This window comes from Ornithinimicrobium pekingense DSM 21552 (assembly GCF_000421185.1).
Taxonomy (GTDB): Bacteria; Actinomycetota; Actinomycetes; order Actinomycetales; family Dermatophilaceae; genus Ornithinicoccus; species Ornithinicoccus pekingensis.
Genome location: NZ_ATWJ01000007.1, coordinates 384,196 through 410,598, shown reverse-complemented (window position 1 = coordinate 410,598; position 26,403 = coordinate 384,196). Strand labels below are relative to the sequence as shown.

Annotated in this window: 27 protein-coding genes; 4 read left to right on the top strand and 23 right to left on the bottom strand. The window is 71.4% G+C overall.

The genetic code is table 11. From position 1 onward, the window contains the following. Window positions 1-14: 14 nt before the first annotated feature. Window positions 15-383, bottom strand: coding sequence for an ArsR/SmtB family transcription factor (locus K330_RS0103955; protein WP_022920561.1), 369 nt, complete (start codon window positions 381-383; stop codon window positions 15-17). A gap of 113 nt (window positions 384-496) precedes the next feature. Here K330_RS0103955 and K330_RS0103950 point away from each other — a divergent pair, with 113 nt between their 5' ends. Both K330_RS0103950 and K330_RS19030 read left to right on the top strand, forming a co-directional pair. Next, complete coding sequence (locus tag K330_RS0103950; RefSeq protein WP_022920560.1) at window positions 497-1,963, top strand: NAD(P)-binding domain-containing protein; 1,467 nt, start codon at window positions 497-499, stop codon at window positions 1,961-1,963. 83 nt (window positions 1,964-2,046) lie between these two features. Next, entirely contained in the window at window positions 2,047-3,327 is a 1,281-nt protein-coding gene (locus K330_RS19030) for an MFS transporter (protein ID WP_202804496.1), read from the top strand. Here the strand turns inward: K330_RS19030 and K330_RS0103940 are convergent. From K330_RS0103940 to K330_RS0103860, 16 genes are all read right to left on the bottom strand, one after another. Next, entirely contained in the window at window positions 3,276-3,509 is a 234-nt protein-coding gene (locus K330_RS0103940; RefSeq protein WP_022920558.1) for a thioredoxin family protein, read from the bottom strand. The genes K330_RS19030 and K330_RS0103940 overlap by 52 nt on opposite strands. Window positions 3,510-3,529: 20 nt before the next feature. Then, on the bottom strand, window positions 3,530-4,579 hold the full coding sequence (locus K330_RS0103935; RefSeq protein ID WP_022920557.1) for a permease: 1,050 nt from the start codon (window positions 4,577-4,579) through the stop codon (window positions 3,530-3,532). Window positions 4,580-4,882: 303 nt separating this feature from the next. Continuing rightward, window positions 4,883-6,766, bottom strand: coding sequence for a phage tail sheath family protein (locus tag K330_RS0103930; protein WP_022920556.1), 1,884 nt, complete (start codon window positions 6,764-6,766; stop codon window positions 4,883-4,885). A gap of 266 nt (window positions 6,767-7,032) precedes the next feature. After that, entirely contained in the window at window positions 7,033-7,248 is a 216-nt protein-coding gene (locus K330_RS0103925; RefSeq protein ID WP_029202289.1) for a ribbon-helix-helix protein, CopG family, read from the bottom strand. A 62-nt stretch (window positions 7,249-7,310) separates the two neighbouring features. Next, window positions 7,311-7,631, bottom strand: a complete 321-nt coding sequence (locus K330_RS19025) for a UPF0158 family protein (RefSeq protein WP_022920554.1) — start codon at window positions 7,629-7,631, stop codon at window positions 7,311-7,313. 88 nt (window positions 7,632-7,719) lie between these two features. Then, window positions 7,720-8,973 (bottom strand): multidrug effflux MFS transporter, encoded by a 1,254-nt coding sequence (locus tag K330_RS19020; RefSeq protein ID WP_022920553.1) that lies wholly within the window; start codon window positions 8,971-8,973, stop codon window positions 7,720-7,722. A gap of 81 nt (window positions 8,974-9,054) precedes the next feature. Next, complete coding sequence (locus tag K330_RS24585) at window positions 9,055-9,249, bottom strand: YciI family protein (protein WP_022920552.1); 195 nt, start codon at window positions 9,247-9,249, stop codon at window positions 9,055-9,057. A gap of 247 nt (window positions 9,250-9,496) precedes the next feature. After that, a complete protein-coding gene (locus K330_RS0103905; RefSeq protein WP_169448479.1) occupies window positions 9,497-9,844 on the bottom strand; it encodes a YciI family protein in 348 nt (115 codons plus the stop codon). 159 nt (window positions 9,845-10,003) lie between these two features. Further along, window positions 10,004-11,272: an RNA polymerase sigma factor gene (locus K330_RS0103900; RefSeq protein ID WP_202804495.1), complete on the bottom strand. Its 1,269-nt coding sequence runs from the start codon at window positions 11,270-11,272 to the stop codon at window positions 10,004-10,006. Beyond that, a complete protein-coding gene (locus K330_RS0103895) occupies window positions 11,265-11,621 on the bottom strand; it encodes a YciI family protein (RefSeq protein WP_022920548.1) in 357 nt (118 codons plus the stop codon). The genes K330_RS0103900 and K330_RS0103895 overlap by 8 nt, the downstream gene beginning before the upstream one ends. Before the next feature lie 519 nt (window positions 11,622-12,140). Continuing rightward, entirely contained in the window at window positions 12,141-12,719 is a 579-nt protein-coding gene (locus K330_RS0103885; protein ID WP_022920546.1) for a DapH/DapD/GlmU-related protein, read from the bottom strand. Window positions 12,720-12,785: 66 nt separating this feature from the next. After that, entirely contained in the window at window positions 12,786-13,829 is a 1,044-nt protein-coding gene (locus K330_RS0103880) for an NAD(P)-dependent alcohol dehydrogenase (protein WP_156875694.1), read from the bottom strand. A gap of 144 nt (window positions 13,830-13,973) precedes the next feature. Beyond that, the gene (locus K330_RS0103875; RefSeq protein WP_022920544.1) at window positions 13,974-14,435 is read right to left on the bottom strand and encodes a MerR family transcriptional regulator; all 462 of its coding nucleotides are present in this window, start codon (window positions 14,433-14,435) and stop codon (window positions 13,974-13,976) included. Window positions 14,436-14,512: 77 nt separating this feature from the next. Then, window positions 14,513-15,739 carry an NAD(P)/FAD-dependent oxidoreductase gene (locus K330_RS19015; RefSeq protein WP_084617146.1) on the bottom strand — a complete coding sequence of 409 codons (1,227 nt, stop codon included), beginning with the start codon at window positions 15,737-15,739 and terminating at the stop codon, window positions 14,513-14,515. A 9-nt stretch (window positions 15,740-15,748) separates the two neighbouring features. Then, window positions 15,749-15,979, bottom strand: coding sequence for a helix-turn-helix domain-containing protein (locus tag K330_RS0103865; protein WP_022920543.1), 231 nt, complete (start codon window positions 15,977-15,979; stop codon window positions 15,749-15,751). Further along, window positions 15,979-16,485 carry a DUF2975 domain-containing protein gene (locus K330_RS0103860; protein WP_022920542.1) on the bottom strand — a complete coding sequence of 169 codons (507 nt, stop codon included), beginning with the start codon at window positions 16,483-16,485 and terminating at the stop codon, window positions 15,979-15,981. The genes K330_RS0103865 and K330_RS0103860 overlap by 1 nt, the downstream gene beginning before the upstream one ends. Before the next feature lie 394 nt (window positions 16,486-16,879). Between K330_RS0103860 and K330_RS19010 the strand changes: the two genes are divergently transcribed. After that, window positions 16,880-17,515, top strand: a complete 636-nt coding sequence (locus K330_RS19010) for a GNAT family N-acetyltransferase (RefSeq protein WP_022920541.1) — start codon at window positions 16,880-16,882, stop codon at window positions 17,513-17,515. Between the two features lie 52 nt (window positions 17,516-17,567). On the opposite strand, the gene K330_RS19005 is transcribed toward K330_RS19010, so the two are convergent. From K330_RS19005 to K330_RS0103830, 5 genes are all read right to left on the bottom strand, one after another. Beyond that, complete coding sequence (locus tag K330_RS19005) at window positions 17,568-18,911, bottom strand: MFS transporter (protein ID WP_156875678.1); 1,344 nt, start codon at window positions 18,909-18,911, stop codon at window positions 17,568-17,570. 107 nt (window positions 18,912-19,018) lie between these two features. Next, window positions 19,019-19,546 carry a GNAT family N-acetyltransferase gene (locus K330_RS19000; RefSeq protein WP_022920539.1) on the bottom strand — a complete coding sequence of 176 codons (528 nt, stop codon included), beginning with the start codon at window positions 19,544-19,546 and terminating at the stop codon, window positions 19,019-19,021. Window positions 19,547-19,671: 125 nt separating this feature from the next. Next, a complete protein-coding gene (locus K330_RS0103840; protein ID WP_022920538.1) occupies window positions 19,672-22,212 on the bottom strand; it encodes an FtsX-like permease family protein in 2,541 nt (846 codons plus the stop codon). Between the two features lie 5 nt (window positions 22,213-22,217). Continuing rightward, entirely contained in the window at window positions 22,218-23,015 is a 798-nt protein-coding gene (locus K330_RS18995) for an ABC transporter ATP-binding protein (protein ID WP_022920537.1), read from the bottom strand. Window positions 23,016-23,050: 35 nt separating this feature from the next. Beyond that, complete coding sequence (locus tag K330_RS0103830) at window positions 23,051-23,287, bottom strand: heavy-metal-associated domain-containing protein (protein ID WP_022920536.1); 237 nt, start codon at window positions 23,285-23,287, stop codon at window positions 23,051-23,053. A gap of 144 nt (window positions 23,288-23,431) precedes the next feature. On the opposite strand from K330_RS0103830, the gene K330_RS18990 reads away from it, so the two are divergent. Then, a complete protein-coding gene (locus K330_RS18990) occupies window positions 23,432-26,194 on the top strand; it encodes a helix-turn-helix transcriptional regulator (protein ID WP_022920535.1) in 2,763 nt (920 codons plus the stop codon). Here the strand turns inward: K330_RS18990 and K330_RS23845 are convergent. Further along, complete coding sequence (locus tag K330_RS23845) at window positions 26,172-26,318, bottom strand: hypothetical protein (protein ID WP_169448457.1); 147 nt, start codon at window positions 26,316-26,318, stop codon at window positions 26,172-26,174. The genes K330_RS18990 and K330_RS23845 overlap by 23 nt on opposite strands. Between the last annotated feature and the right edge of the window lie 85 nt (window positions 26,319-26,403).

Below are 26,403 nucleotides of genomic sequence, written 5' to 3'. Positions count from 1 at the left end.
GCACCGGCGCCCGGTCAGGATCCTGCGGCCAGCGTCTGGCGCAGGGACTCGATGGCTGCCGGGACGGCGGCATACCAGACGTTGGTGCCTCGCCGCTCGCTGGTGACCAGCCCCGCCTCGCGCAGGATCTTGAGGTGGTGGCTGACCGTGGGCTGGCTCTTGCCGACCGGCTCGACCAGGTCGCAGGCGCACACGGCACCGTGGGTGCTGGTCGCCAGCAGGCTCAGAAGGCGCAGGCGCACGGGGTCGCCCAGTGCCGCGAACCGGGCGGCGAGCTCAGCGGCCTCCTGAGCGCCCAGCGTCGTCGTCTGCAGCGGCGCGCAGCACTGCGCCACCTGCGGCTGGGCGGGGACGACGGGCGAGACCGAGATGGGAACAGACATGGCTCACGCTCCTCTATTGACACCGATCGATATTGGGTGCACGATGCACTCCATCGACAAACGTCGATACTAAGGCATCGACCGGCGGAGCCGCCAGGAGGCAGCACATCATCATGACAACCGCGACTCGTGAGGACCTTCCCGTCATCGTCATCGGCGCCGGACCGGTGGGGCTGGCCGCCGCCGCACACCTGGCAGACCGGGGACTGCCGTTCATGGTCCTCGAGGCCGGGGGCGAGGTCGGTGCCGCCGTCTCCGAGTGGGGCCACATCCGCACCTTCACCCCGTGGCAGTACATCGTCGACGCCACGGCGGAGAAGCTGCTCGCGCCGACCGGCTGGGCCCGCCCCTCCACCCCGGTCCCGCCCTCCGGTGCGGAGCTGGTCGAGCACTACCTGCGCCCGCTCGGCCAGCTGTTCGCCGCCCGGGTGCGCATGGGGACGCGGGTGCTGGCCGTCTCCCGGGCGGGGATGGACAAGACCCGCAGCATCGGTCGGGCGGACCGGCCGTTCGTGCTGCGCGTGCGCGACGGTGACGGAACCGTGGAAGAGCTGCACGCCCGTGCCGTCATCGACGCCTCCGGCACCTGGGGCCAGCCCAACCCTCTCGGCGCGTCGGGTCTCCCCGCGCTCGGCGAGGACGAGGCCGCAGACTTCCTGGTGGGACCGCTGCCGGACGTCCTCGGCCGGGACCGGTCCCGCTTCGCCGGCCGCCGCACACTGGTCGTCGGCGCCGGGCACTCCGCCGCCAACACGCTGCTGAACCTGGCCCGCCTGGCCGAGCAGGAGCCCGGGACCGAGATCGTCTGGGCCGTCCGCGGCGGGTCGCCGGCGAAGGTCTACGGCGGTGGGGCGGCCGACCAGCTGCCCGCCCGCGGGCAGCTGGGCACCGACCTGCACGCGCTCGTGGACTCCGGAGCCGTGCAGCTGGTCACGGGCTTCTCGATCACCGCGCTGGAGGCTGGGCAGGACACCCTGACGGTCCGGGGGCAGACGGCCCAGGGTCCGCTCAGCCTCGAGGGCATCCACAACCTCGCGGCGGCGACCGGGTTCCGGCCCGACCTGGCCATGCTCGCCGAGACCCAGCTGGACCTGCACCCGGCGCTGGAGGCCCCGACCCGGCTCGCACCGCTGGTCGACCCGCAGTACCACTCCTGCGGCACGGTGCCACCCCACGGCCACAACGACCTGGCCCAGCCCGACGACGGCCTGTACATCGTCGGGATGAAGTCCTACGGCCGCGCCCCCACCTTCCTCATCACCACCGGCAACGAGCAGGTCCGCTCGGTGGTCGCGGCACTCGCCGGTGACCTCGCGGCGGCCGACGAGGTCCAGCTCGTCCTGCCCGAGACCGGGGTCTGCTCGGTCGACGACAAGGGCCAGGACACCGCTGCCACCGGCGGCTGCTGCGGAACCTCGACCGGGGCCTCGGACCTGCACGTGCCGATCGAGGCGCACCGCGAACGACCGGCCGGGGTTCCGGCACTCGGCTTCGCCACCGGCGCCGGTGGTGGAGGCCTGCTGGCCGAGCTCGTGACCACCAGCCCTGGCGGATCGGGCCGGTGCTGCACCGGCGCGTGACGTCTGCCCTGCCACGCGCCGCCGCTCCCCGGCAGCGGCGGCGCACCGCGTTCCCCGGCTGGCGCGTGGTGCGGGTTCTGGCAGTGACCGAGACGGTCAGCTACGCCGCGCTCTACTACTGCTTCGCCGTGATGGTCGCGCCCATGCGCGCCGAGCTCGGTGCCAGCACGGCCGTCATCTCCGGGGCGCTCTCCCTCGGCATCGCCGTCAGCGGGGCAGCCGCCCCTGCGGTCGGCCGCTACGTCGACCGGCACGGCGCCCGGATGGTCATGACCGGCGGCAGCATCGTGGCAGGGGCCGGTGTGCTGGCCTGGTCCCAGGCCCGCACCGTGCCGCAGCTGTACGCCGCGTTCGTGGTCATCGGTGTAGCCAGCGCCCTGGTGCTCTACGAGCCGGCGTTCGCCGTGATCAACACCTGGTTCCACCGGCGCCGCCGTGCCGCCCTGCTGACCATGACCGTGGTGGCAGGGTTCTCCTCCACGATCTTCCTCCCGCTCGCCCAGGCACTGGTGGACCGCCTGGGCTGGCGCGGGGCCCTTCTGGTCCTCGCGGGCCTGGTCGGTGCCTGCGCCATCCCGCACGCCGTGGTTCTCCGGCGTGCCCCGGCGGACCACGGCCTCAGCCCCGACGGGACCCTGCGCTGCCCTGAGCACGTCTCCGAGCCCACCGGAGGCCACGACGGGTCCTCGTCCCCCGCCGGCCCCGTCGTGGCGGTTGCGGTGCGACGGCTGACGTTCGCCCACCTCATGCACACCATCGCCGTCACCGTGGTCGCGGTCCACCTCGTCGGATACCTGGTCCAGGCGGGCATGTCCGGGATGCGAGCCGCCACGGCCGCCGGTTCGCTCGGGGTCATGTCCGTCACCGGCCGACTGGTCTTCACCGGCGTCGCACAGCGCCTCGGCCTCGCGGCGACCGCCTCCCTGATCGTCGGCGGCCAGGCCCTGGGCGTCCTGGTACTTCTGACCGTGCCCGGCACCGGGGGCGTGGTGCTGTTCGTGCTGCTGTTCGGGTCCGGGTTCGGGGTGATGACCATCGCGCGCGCCGCCCTGCTCGGGGAGCTCGTCCCCCGCCGCGCCTTCGCCTCCACCTCCGGACGACAAGTTCTCGTCGCGACCGTGGGACGGGTCGCCGCCCCGGTCACCGCAGGCAGCATCATCTCGGTCGCCGGCTACGCGCCGATGTTCGCCGCCGTGGCGGCCTGTGCCGTGGCCGCCGCCCTCGCCCTCGCCTCAGCAGGCCGCTCCCGCACACCCGTCAGCGCCCAGGACGACGCACGGCCAGCGCTCTCCGGACTGGCGAAGCCGGCGCGTCAGGGGCTCAGGAGCTGGGCGATCTCGTCGCGCCTGGGGACGCGTCCGTAGACCAGCACGTCCTCGTCGACGACCAGCCCCGGGGTGGACATGACCCCGTATGCGGCGATGTCGGGGTAGGCGGTGACCTTCTCGATGCTGGCCTGTACGCCGAGCTGGTCGAGCGCGGCGCGGGTCTCCCTCTCCAGCGCCTCGCAGTTGCGGCAACCGGGGCCGAGGATCTTGATATGCATGGCGGCGCTTCCTTTCGAGGTCAGGCAAGGAGGTTGAACGCGAAGCCGATCGCCATGATCCCGGCGGCGACCGAACCGAAGTAGAGGGCCAGGAGGCGAGTCTTGAGGACCTGCTTGAGGAGGACGAACTCCGGCACCGACAGGGCGACGGTGGCCATCATGAAGGACAGGACGGTCCCGGTCGCCATGCCCTTGACCCACAGGGCCTCGGCGACCGGGATGACTCCGGCGGCGTTGGAGTACAGCGGCACCGCGACGACGGTGACGACCAGGACGGCGAGCGGGTTGTCCGGCCCGGCATAGGTGGCCAGCGTCTCCGCCGGCACCCACCCGTGGATGCCCGCGCCGACGGCCACACCCAGGATGACCCACTTCCAGACCCGGCGCGCGATCTCGGCCGTCTCCTGCCGGGCCGCCTGGACCCGGTCGGCCAGGGTCGGCCTCGCCCCGCCGACGTGCAGAAGTGAGGTGGGGGTGCTGCGGACGAAGTCAGCCACCTGGTCGTCCAGGTCCATCCGCGCGAAGACCGCGCCCAGACCCATGGCCAGGCCCAGTCCTGCGGTGACGTATGCCGCGGTCAGGCCCCACCCGAACGACTCGCCGAGCATGACGACGGCGACCTCGTTGACCAGCGGGGACGCGATGAGGAAGGTCAGCGTCACGGCAAGCGGCACCCCGGCCGCGACGAAGCCGATGAACAACGGGATCGAGGAACAGGAGCAGAACGGGGTGATCGCCCCGAACAGGGCGGCCAGACCGAGAGCGACCGGCAACGGCTTGTCCAGCAGGTAGGTGCGCACGGTCTCGGGACGGATGGTGGTGCGCAGCATCCCGATGAGGAAGATCATCCCCACCAGGAGCAGCAGCACCTTGGCGGTGTCGTAGAGGAAGAAGTGCACCGCACCCCCCAGCGGCGTCCCCCGGTCGATCCCCAGACCCTCGAAGGCCCGGTCCCAGACCCGTTCGTTGAGCCAGTACGCACCCACCCACGCCACGACGCCAGCGCCCAGTGCCGCGGCGACCTGCGCGGGCGGGGTGGTGCTGACCGGGCGGATGTCGAAAAGGGCCACCGACGCTCACCACCTTGCCAAGTCGCATGGACACTTATCAATATGATACTGCGAAGGTGCAGGCCCGGAGCCCTCTGCAGCGTGAGAACGATCACGCCGACGACCCCTCTACGGCACAGCGCCCTCTTGGGGCGGGTGCCGTTGCGAATGTTGCCGATGCAGACGGTGGGTGCCTTGTGCTTCCGAGTGGACGCGGTGCTCGGCCAGCTCCTCGGCCTGGGCGGCCTCGCTGCGCGAGGTCTCTTCGTCACCTTCTTCGGCATCGAGCTCACGCTCGTGGTCTTCTCGGTGCTCGCATCAGGATCAGGGGGGTGCGGCTGCGGTTCGCTGCTGCATTCGGAAGATGATGAACTCGGCGGGCTTGACCGGGGCAACCCCGATGAGGCAGACGAGTCGGTCGTTGTCCAGGTCGTCCTGCGTCATGGTCGTGCGGTCGCAGCGCACGAAGTACGCCTGCTGAGAGTCTGGGCCCGCTAACGCCCGGGAGCGCCAGAGGGCCATAAGGAAGCCTTCGACGCTCTGCCGGATGTAGCCCCACAACCGCTCGTTGTTGGGTTCGAAAAGGACCCAGTGGGTGGACTGCTCGACGGAGGCTTGGATGTAGGTGAGCAGGCGGCGGACGTTGACGTACTTCAACTCCGGGTTTGAGGACATGGTGCGTGCTCCCCACACCCTGGCCCCCAGTCCGTCAATGGAGCGCAGGACGTTGACGCCGACGGGATTGAGCGCTTCCCCATGGGTGTCCGTGAGCGTGCTGACGAACCCGGTGACGCCTAGCAGGTTCTGGTTGGCCGGTGCCTTGTGGACGCCACGGTCCCTGTCCGTGCGGGCGTAGACACCTGCGACGTATCCCGACGGGGGCAGGTCGAGAGCAGGCGGCGAGGTCCCGGGGGAGGAGACGAGGATGGGGTCGACGATCTGCAGCCACGGGTAGTACAGGGCGGCATGTGAGGTGTCGAACTCTTCCCGGAAGGCCAGCACCTCAGAATGGGAACAGTCCTTGGGAGGGTCCACGATGGCGAATCGGTGGCGCATCCGCTCGCAGTGGCTGATCAGGCCTGCCACGGCATCGGACTGGGCAGACCGTGACAGGTTGACGGTGTCCGGCATCGCCATGAGGGCGATCTCGCCCTCGGTCTCCATGGCGCCCAGGCCGAGCGGGGGCAGCAGGTCATCATCAGGGTCCACGGGCCTACCCCGGAGGTCGCCACCGGTGGGCGGGTCGCCATCACCGCCCCCACTCAGGTAGGCGCCGTCCCGCAGCGTGAGAAGAGCGGCCAGCAGCTCACCGACGCTGGGTGCCGCGCTGGTGGGTGGCGGCTGGTGCAGCCAGACGAGACAGTCCCTGTCCGCAGGATCCTCCAGGGAGAAGGCCGTGAAGATGGAACGGGGGTGGTCGCGGCCGAGCTCGATGCCGGTGCGGGTGTCGACTCGGTCATCGAGGTGGACCTCGACGTCGAGGGTCAGGTGGAACGCCGCCTCGCCGGGGTCGACCGGGGTGAAGCCTCCGGCGCCGTCACCGTAACCGAGCTCGCCAGCGCCGTTGCGGGCGACGAGGCGGACGTTGCCCAGGACCGGTGCCCTCGTGTCCGGAATCGGGGAGGAACGACCACGCGCGAGGGGGGTTGTCTCGACGACCGCGCCGGCCGTGACATCGGTGAGGTGTCCGTCGACCAGGATGTTCTCGCTGCGTCTCAGTCGGACCACCACCCTGATGCGTTCCCCCACCGAACCGGGCCAGCGTGCCCGCCACTGCAGCACCGGTGCAGTGGGGCCGGTCAGCAGGTCCAGGCTCGCGAAGGACGCTGCGACGTCCGTACTTCCCTGGGCGGGGCTCGTCAACGGGTATCGGTAGACGCGCTGCACGAACAAGCGGTCTCCGCCGTTGGCGAAGAAGCCACGCGCGGCCAGCGCCAGCTGGCACGGCTGCCCGTGGATGTCGAGCCCACCGTAGAGCCGCTCGTACTCGGCCAGACTCCTCACCAGATGAGGTCCACCCTGCAGCCGAGCACGGGCAGGGACCACGCCACCCCCGGCAACCGGGAAGGACACGTCGGCCGGATAGGGAACGGGTCCGTACTGGGTGGCGCCAACCATCCCAACGGTGCTCGTCGCGACGCTCTCGACCGCCCGCGACCCGGAACTGATCTCCTCCACGTACACGCCGGGAGCGATGTACTCAGGCACGCCCCCTCCCCAAAGTGGGCACCGGCAACAATCGTCCTACCAGCCGCACCAAGAGTCCGACACCGCCAGGTAAGGCCACTCGAGCAGACTACCGTCCCGAGACCCCGGGGGTTGAGATCACGAACCCGCACCTTGCGACCGACGGCAGAGCCGCTTGTTGATCAGGGCAGAAGTTCCCAGTACTGACGACGAGGCGGCATCGCGTGCATGACCCTCTCCTCGCTGGCTACGGAAGATCAGCACATCGGTCTCCAGAAGGTGGACCTTCACGCGGCGTAGCCGGCAGGCGCTCGTCGGATCGCCTCCGAGCGTGACAGGTGCTCCCGCGCTGCGAACGCGTCCAGCGCCGAGATCTTCTCGGCCGTGAGGCGCACGGCGATCACCTGCATCGGCTCGGCTCCGCGCCCGGGGCGTCCTCGCCCGCGGCGTTTGAGCTCCTCGACGTCATACCCGGCCTCGGCCTGGTCAGCCCACTTCTGGATCTGACAAGCGGGCGACCCGCGGCAACTGAGTGCGTGTCCTGGGCGCTGAGCGACCTCCGTGGTCAGGGCACGTCGGGGTCGGGGTGGTCCTCTCGGTACCGGTCGGCGTCGTCCTCGGGGACGAGGCCTTCATCCGCGAGCCACTCGACGGCTCGCCTGTTGGCTCGGGCCTCTCGGAAGGCGTGCCAGGCCGGTAGGAGCTCGGGGAACTCCTCGTACAGCGCGTTCGTGAACCGCCGGAAGGCGCCTTTGCCTGCGATGGCTCGCGTGAGTCGGCGTCCCGCGGACTCATCGCTCACCCGGTCGGCCATGTCTTGGTACCAGACGTACGGCGGGAGCGGATCGATCGGGGTGAGGTCGACGACCAGACCGACTACGACCATCGATGGCTGATCACACGCTTTTTCGCGCTCGCGAGGTGATCAGGCTGAGGCCACCGGCACGTGGTCCCACCCGCCCGCCGGTGGGGGCTTACTCCCAGGGCATGTCCCGCAGGATGTGGTGCGGGCGGGCCAGCACGGTGTAGAAGAACCACGACGCCGCGGCGCAGACGACCATGATGGCCGCCATCGGCACCGCCGAGTCGACCCCGAACAGCCCGCTGACCGGGGAGATGAGCGCGCCGAAGACGAAGTTTGCCGCCCCGAGCAGGGCGGCAGCCGCTCCGGCCCGCTCCCCGTGGTCGGCCAGCGCGATGCTCGGGCTGTTCGGCATGACGAAGCCCACCGAGCCCATCAGCAGGACAATGCCGCCGACGATGGCCCATACGCTGAGATCCACCAGCGCGGCGGCGAGCAGGGCCAGGGCGATGCCCAGCATCGAGGGCAGCGCCACCCGCAGCACCGCGGCCGGGTGCACCGTGCGCACCAGAGACCCGTTGACCTGGCTGGTGACGGTCAGCGCCCCTGCGCCGGCGGCGAAGACCAGGGCGTACTGCTGGGTGGTCATCCCGTACAGCCCCTGGAAGACGAAGGTCGCGCTGGAGATGTAGGCGAACAGGCAGCCCATCGCGGTGCACGCGGTCAGGACCAGACCGACGTAGCGCCGGTCCGAGAGCAGCACCCGGTAGCTGGCCCACAGGGTCCGCGGACCGAAGTGGCTCCGTCGCTCCGGGGGCAGGGTCTCCTTGACGAAGACGACCGCCAGCACCGCCAGCAGCAGCCCGAAGGCTCCTAGCGCCCAGAAGATGGTCCGCCAGCTGCCGAAGATCAGGAACTGTGCGCCCAGCGTGGGCGCCAGGATCGGAGCCACGCCGACCACGAGGAAGAGCCGGGAGATGAAGGTCGCCATCCGGGAGCCGCTGTAGAGGTCGCGGACCATGGCCTGGGACAGCACCATCCCGGCCGCACCGGCCAGGCCCTGCACCAAGCGCAGGAGCAGCAGCACCTCGATCGAGGAGGAGACCGCGATCGCCGCCGAGACCAGGACGTAGAGGATCAGCGACGCGATCAACGGTCGGCGCCGGCCGAAGGAGTCCGACAACGCCCCGATCAGGAGCTGGCCGGTGGCGAGCCCGACCAGGGTCGCGGTCAGGGTCAGCTGCACCGTGGCCTCGGTCGTGGACAGGTCGTCCACGACGGCCGGGAAGGCAGCGAGGTACATGTCGATCGTCAGCGGGCCGATCGCGACGAGCGCCCCGAACAGCAGCAGCCGGCCCAGCGGGGAGGGTTCGGTGCGGGGCCGGAGGGATGCGGGTGGTGCTGCGACGGAGGCTGATCTCACCACGGGACCAAGGTGGATGCCCTCCTCGATATTCCCGGCTGGGCGCGTGGGTCTTGGTCAACCGGTCGCCGGGACTGGCTCGCGTTAAGCCGTCGGGCCACCGCTGTGGATCGGGCGGACCTCGAGGCCTCCACCCTGGTGGAGGATCGGGTTGGTCGAGGCCATGGCTAGCGCGGTGTCGAGGTCGCGAGCTTCGAGGAAGTAGATCCCGGCCACCACCTGACGGCTGTCGTGGAACGGGCCGGGCGTGATGCCCTCGGCGCGGACTGATGTGGCCATGGTTCGAGGGGTGAAGGCCCATGCGGCCGTCATGACCGCGGTGGAGGCCAGGGTCTGGGCGTGCTCGTCGCACCTGGCAACCTCAGGCGAGGTCTTGGCGGTCGAGCCGGGTACGTGAGCGGAGTCGACGTCGTAGATCAGGACTGCGACTGCGCCATGCGAGCCTCCTGGGTGCTGCGGTGGGGAAACGAACGTATCCCACGGGCGCCGTGCCCGCCGTGGTGGTCGTGGCCGGCTGGGAGGGCCTTCACACTCCGTTGAGCAGCTGCCGGACCTCCACGCCGGCACGGTAGGGCGCGCTCGTCTCCGGCAGCAGCGAAGCCAGACGGACCGCCTCGTCGAGATCGGCCGCTTCGAGGATGTAGTAACCGCCTACCGCCTCAGCGCTCCCCGTGAACGGACCCTCGGTGACCTGCGGGGCCACGCCGTGACGTGACCTGACCGAGGCCGCCCGTTCGGGCGCGTCCAACTCACCTCCGTCCAGGACGGCCGCCCCGGCTACCGCAAGGAAGGCCCGGTGCCCCTCGGTGATGCGGGCCTCCTCCTCGGGCGACATGTCCGCCCACGCCTGGCGGTCGCCGTTGATCAGCAGCATGAACCTCACCATTCGGACCTTCTCCTTCTCCTCGCGTTCGGACGTGAGCCGGGTGGCTCGCCCACCGACACGACGAACAACGTGCAACGGATCCGACAAAAGCGGACCGGCTCGGAGGTCCGAGCCGTCCCAGGGTCGCCGTCGCGCGATAGTGCGTCGTCAGCCCAGCTCGGCGGCGCGGCGTCGCAGGTAACCGCGCACGGCCTCGGTGCGGGCGGCATCGTGCGCGGTCTGGTAGGCCTCGTGCGCAGCCGCCCGGTCCCCGGCACGGCGCAGGAGGTCGGCGCGGATCGCCGGAACCTCCGGGGCGCCGTCCAAACGGTGCTGATCGACCACCTCCTCGAGAACGGCCAGACCGGCCACCGGTCCGTCGCGCAGGCCGATGGCCACGGCCCGGTTCATCGCCACGACGGGCGAGGCGGTGGCGTCCAGGAGCAGGTCGTACCAGGCGACGATCCCTTCCCAGTCGGTCTCCGCCGGTGTGGGGGCGGTGCTGTGCAGAGCGGCGATCTCGGCCTGGGGACGGTAGATGCCGACCAGCCCGTCCGTGGAGTCCGGTGCCGCGCGTGCCCGGCGCAGCGACTCCATACCGGCGGCCAGCAACGGCGAGTCCCAGCGCGTGCGGTCCTGCTCCTCCAACGGCACCAGCGTGCCGTCCGAGGCCGTCCTGGCCGGCCGGCGGGCGTGCTGCAGCAGGATCAGGGCCCGCAGGGCGTGCGCCTCCCCGTGCCCGGGAAGCAGCCACGTGGCCAGTTGGGCCAGGGCGAGCGCCTCCTCGGCCAGCTCGTCGCGCACCCCGGTGCCCTCGGTCGCGGAGTACCCCTCGGTGAAGAGCAGGTAGATCACCGCCAGCACGGCTGCGACGCGGTCCTGCACCTGGTCCGCCGGTGGGACGCTCATCACCAGCCCCTGCCGCAGGATCTGCTTGCGCACCCGCAGCAGACGCTGGCTCATCGCCGGCTCGCTGACCAGCATGAGGCGTGCCACGTCACGGGTGGACAGGCCGCACAGGGTCCGCAGCGTCAGCGCCACCCGGTCACGAAGAGCGAGGTCGGGGTGGCAGCACGTGAACAGCAGCCGCAACCGGTCGTCGGCATACCCGCCACCGAAATCGAACGTTGGAGCGGTGGCCTCGGTCATGGCCGTCCACGCCTGCAGCGCTCTGGACTCGGTACTCCGCCGGCGCAGCAGGTCCAGGGCGCGCCGCCGAGCCACCGACGTCAGCCAGGCGGCGGGGTTGTCCGGGACCCCGTCCCGGGGCCATGTCAGCAGCGCCCGCTCGGTCGCGTCCTGCGCGCAGTCCTCGGCAAGGTCCCAGTCACCGGTCGTGCGCAGCAGTCCCGCGACGATGACCGACCACTGGGTCCGCACGGCCGCCTCGAGCGAGGACTCAAGGCCCGCGCCCACCGTGGGCCGTGGTCTACTCACCCTCGAAGGGCCACATCGCCCGGATCTCGATGGCGCCGGCATGGGCCATCGCGTGCCCCGAGGCGATGTCGACGGCCTCCTGCATGGAGGCGCACTCCAGGACGTCGAACCCGGCCACGACCTCGCTGGTCTCGGTGAACGGCCCCTGCGTGACCAGCACCTCGCCCCCACGCACACGCACGGTCATCGCCTCCGCGGCCGGACGCAACCGGTCGCCCGTCACATACTTGCCGGCGTCGCTCACCTCCTGCCACCACCGGCCGACGTCGGGCGCGCCGTCACGGTCGGCCTGCGTGGGCGGGGCGGGAGAGTCATCGACGTCGCGACAGACCAGCATCAGATACCTCATGGAAGACACCCTCTCTTGTCGTGGGAGAACCCACCGGTCGGAAGGCGGGTCCGACAGGACGACGAGCGGCCCGTCACCGATCCGACAACCAAGCCGCGGGCAGACACCAGCACACGCTCATGGATATGCCGCTGCCGCGACTGTATGCGGCGGCGAGGATCCGCATGGATCTCCCCCTACGGCCGAGCGGTGACGACGATCCTGGATCCTACGGAACGCGCCCCGCCGCCTGTGGTAGCTGAGGGAGAGACGATGCTGCTAGGAAGCGCGCTCTCCCTCGAGGGCCTGCTCAGGCACCTGGCAGTCGTGGATTTCTCGTGGATGAACGTGACGTTCGCCGGGGGTGACGACTCACCAGCCTGAAGGACACAGCGGTAGGAGCGTCAGGACGGCTGCCCTGGGTCACTCCCGGGGAAACGCAGTGGCTGCGTCGCGGGCCCGGTCCGATTCTCTCCTCCTGCTGGGGCTGGGCTCATCGACTCGCGGGCGTGGCAATGGTCAAGCTGAAACTCGCGGCCGTCAGTTGTCCTGAGCGGTGATGGACCGGACTACTCGTGCCGGTGTTCCGGCGACCACGGTGTCCGGGGGCACGTCTCTGGTGACTACTGAGGCTGCCGCGACGACGGCGTTGGCGCCGATCCGCACTCCTGCCAGGACGGTGACGTTGGACCCGATCCAGACGTTGTCTTCGATGACGATGGGAGTGGGGTGCATGTCGGCGCGGCGGCTGGGATCGAGGTCGTGGTTGAGCGTTGCCAGCACGGTGTTGTGTCCGATGAGGCAGTCGTCGCCGATCTTCACCCCGCCCTGGTCCTGGAAGACGCAGCCGGAGTTGATGAAGACCCGCCGGCCGAGCGTGATGTTCCTGCCGAAGTCGGTGCGAAAGGGTGGGAAGAGCGTCACTGACTCGTCGATCGATGTGCCGGTGAGCAGTCCTAGCAGCTCCCGAACCCTTGCGGGGCCGTGGTAGCTGTTGTTGAGTTCTGCCGTGATGCGCAGGGCTTCTTGGCTGGTCCGGTGCATGACCTCGTGCAACGGGGAGCCTCCGGTGATCGTCTCGCCGGCCCTCAGTGCACGGAGAAGGTCCTCCAGGTCCATGGGCGTCCTCTCGGTTCAGGTGGCAGCGCCCGCGCCCGGTGTGGTGGGGCGGGCGTTGCCGGTGGTTCACGTCAGGGTGTCGGTGTCGATCACGAAGCGGTAGCGCACGTCGGAGGCCAGCACGCGCTCGTAGGCGTCGTTGATCCGGTCTGCCGGGATGATCTCGACCTCGGCGCCGATGCGGTGCTCGGCGCAGAAGTCGAGCATCTCCTGGGTCAGGGCGATGCCGCCGATCATGGACCCGGCGAAGGAGCGGCGGCCGCCGATCAGGGAGAAGACGTTCACGCTGAGCGGGTCGGCGGGTGCGCCGACGTTGACGAGGGTGCCGTCCACGGCGAGCAGGCCCAGGTAGGCGTCGAGGTCGATGCTGGCGCTGACGGTGTTGAGGATGAGGTCGAAGCTGCTGGCGAGCTCCTCGAACGTGGCCGGGTCGTTGGTGGCGTGGTAGTGGTCGGCGCCCAGCCGCAGCCCGTCCTCCTGCTTCTTCAGCGACTGCGACAGCACGGTGACCTCGGCCCCCAGGGCGTGGGCGATCTGGACGGCCATGTGGCCCAGCCCGCCGAGGCCGACGACGGCGACCTTCTGGCCCGGTCCGGCGCCCCAGCGGCGCAGCGGGGCGTAGGTGGTGATCCCGGCGCACAGCAGCGGCGCCGCGGCCGCCGGGTCGATGCTCTCGGGCACGGACAGGACGAAGTCGGCGTCCACGACGACGTGGGTGGCGTAGCCGCCCTGGGTGGTGGTGCCGTCACGGTCGGTCCCGGCGTAGGTGGGCACCGAGCCTTGGGTGCAGTACTGCTCGTCACCGTTGCGGCAGTTGGTGCACTCCCGGCAGGAGTTGACCATGCAGCCGACGCCGACGCGGTCCCCGACACCGTGGCGGGTGACCTGGGAGCCGACCTCGCTGACGACGCCGACGATCTCGTGGCCGGGGACGAGGGGGAAGGGCTGGGGACCCCAGTCGCCGTTGACGGTGTGGATGTCGGAGTGGCAGATGCCGGCGTACTGGATCTGGATGAGGACGTCGTGAGGTCCGACGTCGCGGCGCTCGATGGTGGTGGAGGCCAGGGGCTGTCCGGCGGCGGGTGCGGCGTAGGCGTTGACGCGCATGATGATCTTCCTTCGTCTCGTCGGGTCGTGCGGGGTTGTGGGGACGGCCGGGCAGGCTGAGGCCACCGTCGCGGGTGCGTTCGTGGTCGCCGTCGTGGACGTCGACCAAGGCAGCGGAGCAGGCCTCGGGCCGGAGGGAGGATCGAGCTACTGCTGGGTGGTGCCGGTGAGCTCAGCGGCCAGTGCTGCGGCCTGCTTCGACAGTTGCTGGGTGCGCGCCGAGTCGCCGGCGGCAACCGCGTGCCAGTAGTCGATCTTCAGGCGCACGTACCGGTGGCGAAGAGCGACGCGCTCGGCCTCCAGGGCCAGGCGACGCTCCTGCTCGGTGAGCAGCTGGATCTGCTCCTGGGCGGCCTGAACTCCCAGCTGGCCGTTGGTGACGTAGGTGCGCATGTCGGCCACCGACATACCGGTGGCAGCCAGGCAGGCCACCCACATCAGCTGGTCCAGGTCCTCCTCGTCATAGACCCGGTGGCCGCTGGTCTCGCCGCGGCTGACAGGCCCGATCACCCCGACCGTCTCGTAGTAGCGCAGCGTGCTGGCCGGCAGCCCGGTCAGCGCGGCTGCTTCCCGGATCGTGTACGCCTGCCCAGCGGTTCGTGTCCTCACACGCACCACGCTAGGAACTTCAAGTACTTCAAGTCAAAGGATCCCAGCGTGCAGGATCGCCGCAGTCCCCACGACACTCACACGCCTCCACCAGATCCCCGCCAACCCGCTCGTGGTGACCCACACGGGCGCCGCGGAACGCGCAGAGCTGGAGCTGGACCGACCGACGGTGCATCGATGGGGAAGGACATGTCGGAGAACAGGATCCGGCGGGCGGCAGCGCGACCGGGGGTCGTGCGAAGGACGACGAAGGCGGCTTCCACCAGACGGGGCGAGCTCGTGCGGGCGAGCGCGGCCCGGAGGGCCATGCGGCCCCCGAGCCGACGGCGCAACGGTGCGGCGTCATAGCGGTCCAGCGTCTCGCGCCGTCCCGTCCTCAGTGCCTCGTCGAGGATCTGCGCTGCGTGGTCCGACAGGCGCAGGCACGGGTCGAGGCCTCCGGCGGTCAGCGGGGACACGGCCCCGGCGGCGTCCCCGACCAGGAGACCGTCCCGGTTGCCGATCCTGCGGAGAAGCCCGCCCACAGGGATCGGACCGGCGCGGTGTTCGACCGGTCCGGTGCGGGTGACGGTGGACAGCCCGGGCGCCTGGGCGCGGAACCCCTCGAGGCTGTGGCGCAGGCCGTGACGGAACTGGGCGGGGTACCCGGCCGTCCCGACGTGGACGTGGGCACCGTCGTGCACGACCCAGGCCAGGTAGCCGGGGGCGATCCGCGGGTCCAGGGTGCAGTGGAACGTCGGTGGCGGATCGGTCGGGTCGTGCACCGGGTAGGTCTCCTCAGCACCCACGAGCAGGGCACGGTTGGTGTCCAGTCCGAGGTCCCTGGCCACGCGGGAGCGGGCCCCGTCCGCGCCGACCACCAGCTGGGCCCGCACCCGGACCGCTCCGTGCGGTCCCTGCAGGTGGTAGGCCGGGCCCACCCGACCCTGGTAGGCGGTGCCGAGCATGATCTGGACCCCGTGCCGCTCGGCCTCCTCCCCAGCCCAGGTGCACAGTTCGGCCATCTGGCCCACGCGGAACTCCTCCCGCTCGCTGCGAAGATCCACGGGTCGGTGGTGGCTCGGCGGGTAGAGCACCACGCGCCGGATCGCGGGGCCGAGCGTGTGCTGGGGAAAGTGGAAGTCCTGAAGGGTTCGGTGCACGAAGATGCCGGTGGTGCGGATCCCCACGCCCAACGAGGCCCGGCTTTCCACGAGCAGCACCTCGTGGCCTGCTTCCGCCAGCCGGGTGGCGGTGCGCAGTCCTGCCAGGCCGGCGCCCACCACCAGGACGTCGACGTGGACGGTGACCGAGGGCTCAGCCATGGCAGCAGGTCAGCCGGTGCCGGGCGGGGTGTCGCCGTCCGGCTCCCAGCGCAGCAGGTCCCCCGGTTGGCAGTCCAGCGCCTCGCACAGCGCTTCCAGGGTGGTGAACCGTACCGCCTTGGCACGGCCGTTCTTGAGCACGGAGAGGTTGGCCGGCGTGATGCCGATCTTGTCGGCGAGCACGCCTACGGCCATCTTGCGCCGGGCCAGCATGACGTCGATGTCCACGACGATCGGCATCAGATCACCTCGTCGAGCTCGGAGCGCAGCTGACGGGTCTGCACGTCGAGGGCGACCGCCTGCGCGAGCAGGGTGCGCATCACGTAGACGAGCAGGGCGACCCCTGCGGCCACCAGTGCGAGCCCGCAGATGATCCCCACCATCCCGGGAGCCACGGCGTCACCCTCGACCGCGTGGTTGGCGAACCTGGCCACCACGGCGACGCAGAGCACGAGGACCGAGCCCGCCGCGATCGCGCCGATGACGATGTCGACATAACGGAAGCTGGCCGGGGAGAACACGGTGCCGCGCGCGGCCATCGTCAACAGCCGCCACACGCACACGGCGATGACCTGCAGGCACAGGATGCCGAGCACGGCGATCACCGCCAGTGAGATGCCGACCCCCTCGGCCGCGTCCTCCATGTTCGACCACAGCAGCGCGACGATCAGAACCTGCACCACCAGCGAGCCCACCAGCGCGATCGCGAGCACCACCCGCAGGGTCAGCACGACCCACTTGCTCATAGCCATCTCCCTCATCGAAAAACAACGCACAGGCATCGTATAACGATAGATTCAGAACGTCCAACGAGAGTCGCCGAGGGTGGCGTGGGCGCGCGTGCCCGTGCCGCACCTCCAGGCCTCGACGGCGGCCCCGAGTGGACACTGCCTCGGGTCCTGACGTCGTCGTCCGGACGCCCCGGGTCAGCATCTGGGGCACCATGGCGCGGTGCCCGAGTCCACCGACTGCGCTCATGGACCTGGTCGCCACTGTCGCCTTTCGCGCCCACCCTGCACCGAGCGGCAGGAGGGGCGGTCGCCCGGTCGCACAAGGAGGGCGTCGCTCGCGACCAACTGCGCGTCCTAAGATCGGGGCCATGCCCGGCCATCTGGTGTTCCCCGGTCGGGACGCGCCCGCATGGTGAGCCAGTCGGCACCTCGGTTTCGCTACCGCGTCGAGCCCGCAACGGCGTCCGACGGTCCCGCCCTTGTCGAGGTCCTGGCAGAGTCTTTCCAGGGCTATGCCTGGACGTCGTGGATCGTGCCGGCCGAGCAGCACGAGGAACGGCTGGGCGCCCTGTTTGCCCTGACGGTCTCGGACGTGGCGCTGCCGCACGGCGACGTCTGGGTGGCTCGTGGTCCCGAACCCGAGGCGACCGTCGTCGGTGGGGTCGTGGTGCTCCGACCAGACCGCCCGGTCCCCGCGCACGTGTGGGACGCAGTCGGCAGGGCGGAGGCGCAGGTCCTCGGGGAACGTCTGGAAGTCGCCAACCAGGCCGAGGCTGCGTGCGGCGTCCTTCGGCCCACCGGGCCGCACCTGAACGTCGCCACGATGGGTGTCCATCCCGCCCATCGCCGGCTCGGCGTGGCCCGCGACCTGCTGAAGCCGGTCGTGGCACTGGCCGACCGGTTGGGGGTAACCACCTACCTCGAGACCTCCTCGGAAGCCAACGTCGCGCTGTACCGGCAGGCTGGGTTCAGCGTGAGCGGCGAGGTGGAGGTCCCTGGCGGAGGTCCGTACGTGTGGGCGATGCGTCGCGGGGCACGAGCCTGAGCCCAGGCTCACCGGGCAGCAAGCTCTGAGCCTCGGCCCGGTCGGCTCTGGTTCAGGTTCGCCGGACAAGGAACACGAACGCGGTGCCGGCGGTGGTGAGCGCCACGACCGCCGCCGCCAGGAAGGCTGCGGAGAACCCCTCGGGTGAGACGAGCCCCGTCGCGTCAGGTCCTGGCCGGCTGGTGTGCATGGCGATAGCGGTGAAGACAGCCAGGCCGAGCGATGCCCCGATCTGCGTGCTGGAGCTGGCCAGCCCGGAGGCGAGCCCGGACCGTTCCGCCGGCATCGCGGCGGCGATGACCATCGTCGTGGGGGTAAAGCTCAGCGCGACGCCGGTGGCGACCAGAAGCAGCCCCGGGAGCACATCGCGGGCATACATCATCTCGGAGGGGCCGCGCATGAGGAACAGCTGGCCCAGGGCCAGCAACACCAGTCCCACCACCATGCTGCGCTCCGGACCGAGGCTGCGCAGGACGCGTGGCAGGACGAGGACGGAGACCGCCAACCCCGTCACCGAGGTGGGCAGCATGGCGAGGCCTGCGGCAGCGGGTGCCATCAGCAGCGCCTGCTGCAGGTAGAGCGCGATGAGGACGAAGGTCGAGGCCCGGGCGGCGCCGCCCAGCACCGCGACGGCGAGGCCGGAGGAGGCCGCCCGGACGCCGAAGATGTCCAGGGGGACGAGCGGGTCGGGCACGGACCTCTCGACCCGGACGAAGAGGACCAGCAGGCCCAGACCGAGGGCCAGGGCAGCGAGGACCTGCGGAGAGGACCAGCCGTGGACCGGCAGGTTCAGAGCTGCCTGCGAGAGGGCCAGCACCGCAGCGGTGATCGTGGCCGAACCGACCAGGTCGAAGCGCCGGTGCGCGCCGGTACCCGGGGAGGCGTCCAGCACCAGCGGTGCGAGCAGCGCCGCGGCCACCGTCAGCGGGACGGTGGCGAAGAAGATCCAGGACCAGCCGTGGGCCTCGGCCACCGCACCGCCGGCCGCCACGCCGGTGGCACCGCCCAGGGTCGAGGCGGCGCCCCAGGCGCTCATCGCACGCGCCCGACTGGTGCCCGGGAAGGTGAGCAGCAGCAGGGACATCGCGGCCGGGCTGAGGGCCGCCGCCCCGATGCCCTGCACGACCCGCCCGGTCACCAGCGCCCCCTCGCCGCTGGCGGAGCCGGCGAGCAGGCTGCCGAGCGTGAACACCGCGGCACCAACGATGAACATGGTGCGACGCCCGACGATGTCGGCGGCCCGGCCCGCCAGGAGCAGCAGGGCCCCGAAGGCGAGGACGTAGGCGTTGACGACCCAGGCCAGCCCGGCAGGGCTGAGCCCGAGGTCGTTCTGGATGGAGGGCAGCGCCACATTGACGATGGAGGTGTCGAGCATGACGACGAACTGCGCAGACACGAGCAGCACCGCCGCGGCCCGGCGACGAAGCGGGGCGCTCCCGAGGCCCCGGGCAGGGGCGTTGTCACGTTGGCTCTCGCGGGGGCGGACTGCGGCCGCAGCGGCGCTCACGGCATCTCCGGGGTGGTCTGCGCGCGCACCAGGGGCAGGTATGCCGTGGCCGTCCACCCGGCCATGATCTTGGGCCGCAGGGTGGCACCGAGGCGGCGGTAGAAGCGTTGGGCGCTGGTGTTCTCCGGTCCCATGCCCCACGCGATGGTCAGCTGCTCGGCTGCCACGGTGGTCGCCATCGCGACGAGCAGCTGCCTGCCGATCCCGCTGCCGCGCGCGTGCTCGCGGACGAAGACGTCGTCGACAGCCAGCAGGTCCTGCCCGCTCCACAGGTGCAGGCGACGGGTGGCCGAGACGTAGCCGAGGACCTGCCCGTGCCCTTCGGCGAGGAGGACGGTGACGTCGCTGCGGCCCAGGATCCTGGCCCAGCCCTCGACGGTGACGTGGACGTGCTCGAGGTCTCCCTCCAGCTCGGCGATGTCGAGCACGAGGGAGTGCACCGTGGCCGCGTCGGCCGGGATGGCGGGACGGATCGTCAGGGACGTCTGGGTGCTGTCGGTGATCGGGACGGGTGGGGTGGACATGGCTGAGTCTCCTTGGTGGTGCGGTGAGGGTGGATGCGTGGAACCACCGTCCCGCCGCCGACCGGGCGTTCGCGCCGGTGAGATCACCGGGGTCGCGCCCCGGCAGCGGCGGGACGGTGTGTGTCCTAATGGGTGGTGATCGCCCGCAGGACGTCGATGCGGGCGGCCCTGCGTGCGGGTAGCAGGCCGGCGAGCAGCCCGGCCGCCAGGGCGACGGCCACGACCAGGGCGAGCCGTCCGGTCGGCAGCGCCACGGCCAACGGCGCCTGCTGGCCCAGCGCCCGGACGGTGGCCGCGCCCAGCCCGACCCCCAGCCCGAGGCCGAGGAGGCTGGCGAGGGCGGCGACCAGGACCGCCTCGGCACGGATCATCCAGGCGACCTGCGCGCGCGACGCTCCGACCGCCCGCAGCAGACCGATCTCCCGGGTGCGTTCCGACACCGACAGCGCGAGGGTGTTGGTGATGCCCAGCAGGGCGATGATCACCGTCAGGACGAGCAGCACGGTCACCAGGCCGAGAACCTGCTGCACCGTGGCTCCTCGTGCGGCTGCGGCGGTCGCCTGGTCCCGGACGTCGGCCGTCGGGTGGTCCACCAGCGCGGCCTCGACCGCGGCTGCTGCCTCCTCGACGTCGACGCCGTCGGCGACCCGGAGCAGGACGCTGGCGTCCATGTCCTCGGTGAAGTGCTCGGCGTAGGTCTCCAGCGAGACGAACCAGCTGGTGGACAGTGCCTGGGCGTCGAGCGACTCCAGGATCCCCACCACCTCCAGCTGCTGGTCACCGGTGTAGGAGAAGGTCATCTCAACGGTGTCCCCCACTGCCAGGCCGCGCTCGGCGGCGACCGACTGAGCGACGACGACCCCTCCGCTGTCAAGGGCGTCCAGGGACCCGGCCACGAGATCCAGGTCGGTCACCTCTGTCACCGTGTCCGGGTCGAGAGCCGTCAGGGCGCTGGTGGTGCCGCCGTCGAGCCAGTGCCCGTAGCGCACGCGCGAGGTCGTCGCGATCTCGGCCAGCCCGTCCACCTCCTGAACCACGTGCGGGGACAGGCCGCCGAGCATCTCGGCGCGAGAGCTCTCGATGACCAGGTCCGCCGTGACCGTCTCCCGGTAGGTCCCGGACAGTCCCTCCTTGAGCGAGGTGGCGACCACGGTCATGAAGGCGATCAACGCCAGGCTCAGGGCCAACGCCATGGCGGTGGCGGTGGTGCGCCGGGGGGCTCGGGCTGCGGACTGGCGGGCCAGGCGGCCGGGCAGCCCCATGCGGGCCAGCGGCGCCCCGACGACCTGGGCGAGCACGGGGGTGACCGCGGGGCCCAGGAGCGCGATGCCGGCCACGGTGGCCAGGGCGGCGGGGACGAGCACGAGCGCGGGTGCACCCGCCAGCACGGCCGCGGTCCCGGCCAGGCCCGCCCCTAGCGGCAGCAGCCGCAGCGCGGACCGCTTGCGGCCGCGGGCCCGGGTGGCCGGGGAGGCCTCGGCGGAGTCGCGCAGCGCCTCCACGGGGGCGACCCGGGCGACCCGCCGGGCGGCGCCGACCGCCGAGACCAGGGTGACCCCCAGGCCCAGGAGCAGGGAGATCACCACGGTCGAGGCTGACAGGACGGTGGGACCGTCGGGCAGGTCGGTCCCGAAGGCGGCGCCCAGCGTGCGCAGGCCGTCCGCGGCCAGCACACCCATGCCGACCCCGAGGGCCGACCCCAGCAGCCCGATGACCAGCGCCTCGCCCAGGATGGACCTGCTCACCTGGCCGGTGGTGGCCCCGGCGGCGCGCAGGAGCGCGATCTCGCGGCGCCGCTGGTTGGTGACGATGGCGAAGGTGTTGGCGATGAGCATGGCCCCCACCAGCAGCGCCGCCGCCGACATCGCGGTCAGCACCATGGTGAGTGAGCCGATCTGTTCCTGCGCTGCCGAGGCGCTCGCGGCCGCGGAGTCCTGCGCGGAGGACACGGCATACCGCTCCCCCAGCCTCGTCCTCAGCTGGTCCAGCACGTCCTGCACCGAGGCGTCGTCGGTGGTCGTCACGAGGATCTCGGAGTAGCCACCGGTCGTCCCGAGCATGCGCTGGGCCTCGTGCAGCGGCACGAGCGCCACCGTGGCGCCCGGCATGCCGTCCGCCTCGGCGAAGCCGACGAGGCCGACGACCTTCAGGATGGTTCGGTGGTCGGTGAGGACGGCGACGGTGTCGCCCGGTGCGACGCCGGCGGTGCGGGCGGTGGCGAGGTCGATGGCGACCTCTCCGTCGTTCTCGGGCGCGCGCCCTTGGCGGACGGTGAACGCGCCGAGCGGCTCGGGTGAGTAGGACGAGAGCAGCGAGGCACCCGCGGGCACGACGGCCTCACCGCCGACCTCGAGCACGCCCTGCCCGTCGGCCACGGGGTGGGCCTGTCCCACACCGGGGACCTGGGCCACCTGATCGAGCAGGCCGGCCGCCAGCGGGTCCCGTTCGACCTCGACGCCCATGGCGGAGTCGAAGGCGGCGGCGTCACGGATGGTGATGTCGACGCCGGCGCTGGCGGTGCGGAACTGGTCCTCCAGCAGGCGCTCGGAGGTGTCGGTCAGCATCAGGCTGCCGGAGATGAACGTCACCGACAGCACGACGGCGAGAAGTGTCAGGGCGAACCGGCCGCGGTGGGCCAGCAGGTTGCGCAGGGTCAGGTGCCACATGCTGTTCACCGCCCCGCCCGCGAGGCGGGCTGCTCGAGCTCGGCCATCCGGGTCAGGACGGTCGTGACGGTGGGGCCGGCCAGGTCGCTGACGACCCGGCCGTCGACGAGGAACACGACGCGGTCGGCGTAGGAGGCCGCGGTCGGGTCGTGGGTCACCATGACCACCGTCTGCCCGAGCTCGCCCGCTGCCCGTTGCAGGAAGGCGAGCAGGGCCTGGCCGTGGCGGGAGTCGAGGTTGCCGGTGGGCTCGTCGGCGAAGACGATGTCCGGTCGGGTGACCAGTGCGCGTGCCACGGCCACCCGCTGCTGCTGGCCGCCGGACAGCTCGGTGGGGCGGTGGGTCAGGCGGTCGCCCAGGCCCAGGATGGTGACGAGCTCCTCGAACCAGGCGGTGTCGGCGGACCGTCCGGCCAGCCGCAGCGGCAGGGTGATGTTCTCCCGGGCCGTCAGCGAGGGCACGAGGTTGAAGCTCTGGAAGACGAAGCCGATGCGTTCGCGGCGGAGCAGGGTGCGCTGCTTCTCCGACAGGGTCGTCACCTCGGTGTCGCCCAGGCGGATGGAGCCCTGGTCGACCGGGTCGAGGCCGGCCATGGTCTGCATGAGCGTGGACTTGCCCGAACCCGAGGGGCCCATGATCGCGGTGAGCTGTCCGGCCGGAACGACCAGGGAGGCGCCGTCCAGGGCGCGGACCTCGGTGTCGCCGCGGCCGTAGACCTTGACCAGGCCGGTGGCGGTCGCTGCCGGTGGCCGCATGGTCGGTGCCTCGATGGAGGAGGCCGTGGTGGTGGGTGTGGTGGTCATGGTTCCTGCCTTCTGTGTGGTGATGGGTGGAGTGGTCAGCGGACGGGGACGGTGCTGTGGCCGGCGTGCGAGACCGCAGCGTCGATGTCGGTCAGGTCGACGGGCTGGTCGGCGACGACGGTCACCGTGCCGACGACGTGGTCGACGGTCACCGAGCGGACGCCGGGGACCTGACGCACGGACGCCTGGACCGCGTCCAGGCAGTGGCCGCAGACGGCACCGGCGACGCGGACGGTGGCGGCGCCGACGAAGCTCCGCGGGGTGGACGACATCACTGGTTGCTCCTCGAGGTAGGCGGTGGTGCTGGTCTCTCGAGAGTGCTCGGCCCGCTGCCGGGGTCGCGCCGGCAAAACCACCGGGATCACGCAGCGCCGCTTCCCCACCAGGCACGACGCCGGGCCCCTATGCTTCGACGCGTGATCGTCGGACGGGGCGCCGAGCAGAAAAGACTCGCCGCGGCGCTGGAGGCTGCCCGGGTCGGCGAGGGCGCCGCACTGCTGCTGCGCGGGGAGCCGGGGGCAGGCAAGAGCGTGCTGCTGGAGCACGCGGTGAGCCTGGCCGCGGACATGCGCGTGCTCAGGGTGCGGGGGGTTGAGTCAGAGTCACCGTTGGCCTTCGCCGCCCTGCACCGGCTGCTGCGCCCGCTGCTGCGCGAGCTGCATACCGTGCCGGCCCGCCAGGGCCAGGCGCTGCGCCACGCGCTCGGCCTCACCGAGGAGTCCGGCCCCGGCACCGCAGACCGGTTCCTGGTGTACCTGGGAGTCCTGACCTTGCTGTCCGAGGCAGCGACCGCGGCACCGACGCTCATCGTGGTGGACGACCTGCACTGGGTGGACACCGCCTCCCGGGAGGCGCTGCTGTTCCTCGCTCGCCGCACACCGGGTGAGCGCCTGGTCGTGCTGCTGGCCGCACGCAAGGACGACCTTGCCGAGCCCGAGGACTTGCCCTCGGTGGACGTGGGCGGCCTCACTCGAGATCAGACGCGCTCGCTGCTCGAGCGCCTGTCCGGCGTCCCGGTCGAGCCCGGCGTGGCCGACCACCTGCACACCGCGACGGCCGGCAACGCCCTCGCCCTGGCCGAGTTGGCCTCAAGCCTCGGCGCAGACGTGCTGGGCGGTGGCGCACCCGTCCCCAGTCCCCTACCGCTGACCCACGGCGTGGAGTCAGCCTTCCTGAGCCGCTACCGCCTCCTGGACCCCCCAGCCCGCACCGTCCTGCTCGTCGCGGCCACGGACGACTCCGGAGACCTCACGCTCATCCGTGACACGGCCCGCCGCCTCGGAGCCGACGACGCGGCCTTCGACGCCGTCGAGCGCTCCGGACTGCTCCACCGGGACGGCCCCCGGGTCGAGCTTCGCCACCCCCTGGTGCGCTCGGCCGTCTACACCGGCGCGACGACGACCGAACGCCGCCAGGCCCACGCTGCCCTGGCCGCCCAGCTCCCCCCGCAGGACGCGGACCGCCGCGCCTGGCACCTCGCCGCTGCGGCCGACCGCCCCGACGAGACAGTCGTGGCCGAGCTGGAGGCCGCGGCGAAACGCTCGGTCGCCGTCGGTGGTCACGAAGCCGCCTGCGCCGCCTGGGAACGTGCCGCCGAGCTGACGCTGGACCCGACCCAACGCGGACGGCGCCTGCACCGGGCGGCAGCCGAGGCGTGGACCGCCGGACGCCCCGACCGTGCGGCCAGCCTGGTCGAGGGCGCGCTCCTGTCCCTGCCTGACCCGCTCGAGCGGGCCGACGCCGCGCTGCTGCGCGCACGGGTGGAATGGAACACCGGATCCGTGGGCCTGGCACACCGCGGTCTGCTCGACGAGGCGGCCGCCGTCGCCGTCCACGACCCCGCCCGAGCCAGGCGGATGGCGATGTTCGCCGCGTCCCTGCAGGCCATGGGGCACGTCGAGCCCTACACCGACCCGCTGGCTCTCGTCGGCACACCCGACGACCCGCAGCAACAGTGCATCGCCGACGTCCTGAAGGCCTTCGTGCACATCTCCCGGCAGGAGTGGGGCGAGGCGGTCGAGGCGGTCAGGTCCGCCGGGTCCGACGCCGGCGACATCGAGGCGTCCCTGGACGGGCCGCTGCCCAACCTGGCCCTCGCCGCGATGCACCTGGCGGTCGACGACGTCGCCCTTCCCCTGCATGAGCATCTGCTGGAGCGGGCACGGGAGCAGGGATCGCTCATCATGACCCTCTACGCCCTGACTCGACGGGGTGGTCTGGACCTCGCCCTGGGCCGATGGGGCATGCTCGCCGCGGGCGCCCGGGAAGCTCTCGACCTCGCCCAGGCCACAGGTCGACCGGCACTGGAGGCGATGCCCCGGGCCTGGGTGGCACTCGTCGGTGCCCTGCGAGGCGAGGACGACGCAGACCTCCGGCTCCGTGAGCTGGAGCAAGTGGTCGCGACCGGGCCCCTCGGGTCCACCGGGGCCTCGGTTATCGACCAGGTGTCGTGGGCCCGGGCCGTCCTGGCGGACACACCCGCCGCGGCACTCCACCACTACGAGCAGATGGGCCACGGCTTCGCCGAGCGCCTGGTCGCCCTGGAACGCATCGAGACGGCTATCAACGCCGACCGGCGTGACCTCGCCGAAAAATGGCTATTCCACCTGGCCCGCTTCGCGACCGGCACCGGCTCACCCTGGGCCGGTGCCGTGACGGAGCACGCACGAGCCCTGCTGTCAGACAGCCCCGGTGAGGTGGAGGCACACTTCGCCCGGGCGCTCTCCCTGCACGAGCAGTCCCCACGCCGCGTGGACGCTGCCCGCACCCACCTGGCCTACGGTCAATGGCTGCGCCGAGCACGACGCCGGGTCGACGCCCGACCGCACCTGCGCACAGCGCTGCACACGTTCGAGGACATCGGTGCCCGCCGCTGGGCCGAGCTGGCCGCCGGCGAGCTGCGTGGCACCGGCGAACGAGCCCGCGCGCGCTCCTCGGGCGATCACCCAGGCGTCCACCTCACCCCGACCGAGCTGCGGGTCGCCACTCTCGTGGCGCGGGGCATGCCGACACGTGACGTGGCCACCACGCTGTTCGTGAGCCCGCGAACCGTCGACTTCCATTTGCGGAACGTGTTCGCCAAGCTCGGCCTCACCTCCCGGGCCGAGCTCGCTCACGTCTTCTCGAGCCAGAAGACAGCGGTCGCCGACGACCCGGTCAGCGCCACAACTTCAAGGTGATCATGCGCGGGCGATTTTGAGGCTGACCTCGCCCGCCGCGCCCGGCCTGACGGGAACGGTGGGTCTCCAGTACGAGCCGCTCGTGCTCGGCGTGCTGCAGGGCCAGGTGGTCCAGAACGTGCATGGTCACTCCTTGATGGGCACACGCCCGGAGGGTTCCGGCCGTCCTCTTACGGTCGCCCGCACCAACCGTCGTTCGCGCCGGCAGG

Excerpts from the sequence above, each read along its gene's own strand:
- K330_RS0103955 (WP_022920561.1), bottom strand. The coding sequence starts at position 383 with ATGTCTGTTCCCATCTCGGTCTCGCCCGTCGTCCCCGCCCAGCCGCAG.
- K330_RS0103950 (WP_022920560.1), top strand. The coding sequence starts at position 497 with ATGACAACCGCGACTCGTGAGGACCTTCCCGTCATCGTCATCGGCGCC.
- K330_RS0103940 (WP_022920558.1), bottom strand. The coding sequence starts at position 3,509 with ATGCATATCAAGATCCTCGGCCCCGGTTGCCGCAACTGCGAGGCGCTG.
- K330_RS19025 (WP_022920554.1), bottom strand. The coding sequence starts at position 7,631 with ATGGTCGTAGTCGGTCTGGTCGTCGACCTCACCCCGATCGATCCGCTC.
- K330_RS24585 (WP_022920552.1), bottom strand. The coding sequence starts at position 9,249 with ATGGCCACATCAGTCCGCGCCGAGGGCATCACGCCCGGCCCGTTCCAC.
- K330_RS0103905 (WP_169448479.1), bottom strand. The coding sequence starts at position 9,844 with ATGCTGCTGATCAACGGCGACCGCCAGGCGTGGGCGGACATGTCGCCC.
- K330_RS0103895 (WP_022920548.1), bottom strand. The coding sequence starts at position 11,621 with ATGAGGTATCTGATGCTGGTCTGTCGCGACGTCGATGACTCTCCCGCC.
- K330_RS0103885 (WP_022920546.1), bottom strand. The coding sequence starts at position 12,719 with ATGGACCTGGAGGACCTTCTCCGTGCACTGAGGGCCGGCGAGACGATC.
- K330_RS19015 (WP_084617146.1), bottom strand. The coding sequence starts at position 15,739 with ATGGCTGAGCCCTCGGTCACCGTCCACGTCGACGTCCTGGTGGTGGGC.
- K330_RS0103865 (WP_022920543.1), bottom strand. The coding sequence starts at position 15,979 with ATGCCGATCGTCGTGGACATCGACGTCATGCTGGCCCGGCGCAAGATG.
- K330_RS0103860 (WP_022920542.1), bottom strand. The coding sequence starts at position 16,485 with ATGAGCAAGTGGGTCGTGCTGACCCTGCGGGTGGTGCTCGCGATCGCG.
- K330_RS19010 (WP_022920541.1), top strand. The coding sequence starts at position 16,880 with ATGGTGAGCCAGTCGGCACCTCGGTTTCGCTACCGCGTCGAGCCCGCA.
- K330_RS19000 (WP_022920539.1), bottom strand. The coding sequence starts at position 19,546 with ATGTCCACCCCACCCGTCCCGATCACCGACAGCACCCAGACGTCCCTG.
- K330_RS0103840 (WP_022920538.1), bottom strand. The coding sequence starts at position 22,212 with ATGTGGCACCTGACCCTGCGCAACCTGCTGGCCCACCGCGGCCGGTTC.
- K330_RS18995 (WP_022920537.1), bottom strand. The coding sequence starts at position 23,015 with ATGACCACCACACCCACCACCACGGCCTCCTCCATCGAGGCACCGACC.
- K330_RS0103830 (WP_022920536.1), bottom strand. The coding sequence starts at position 23,287 with ATGTCGTCCACCCCGCGGAGCTTCGTCGGCGCCGCCACCGTCCGCGTC.
- K330_RS23845 (WP_169448457.1), bottom strand. The coding sequence starts at position 26,318 with ATGCACGTTCTGGACCACCTGGCCCTGCAGCACGCCGAGCACGAGCGG.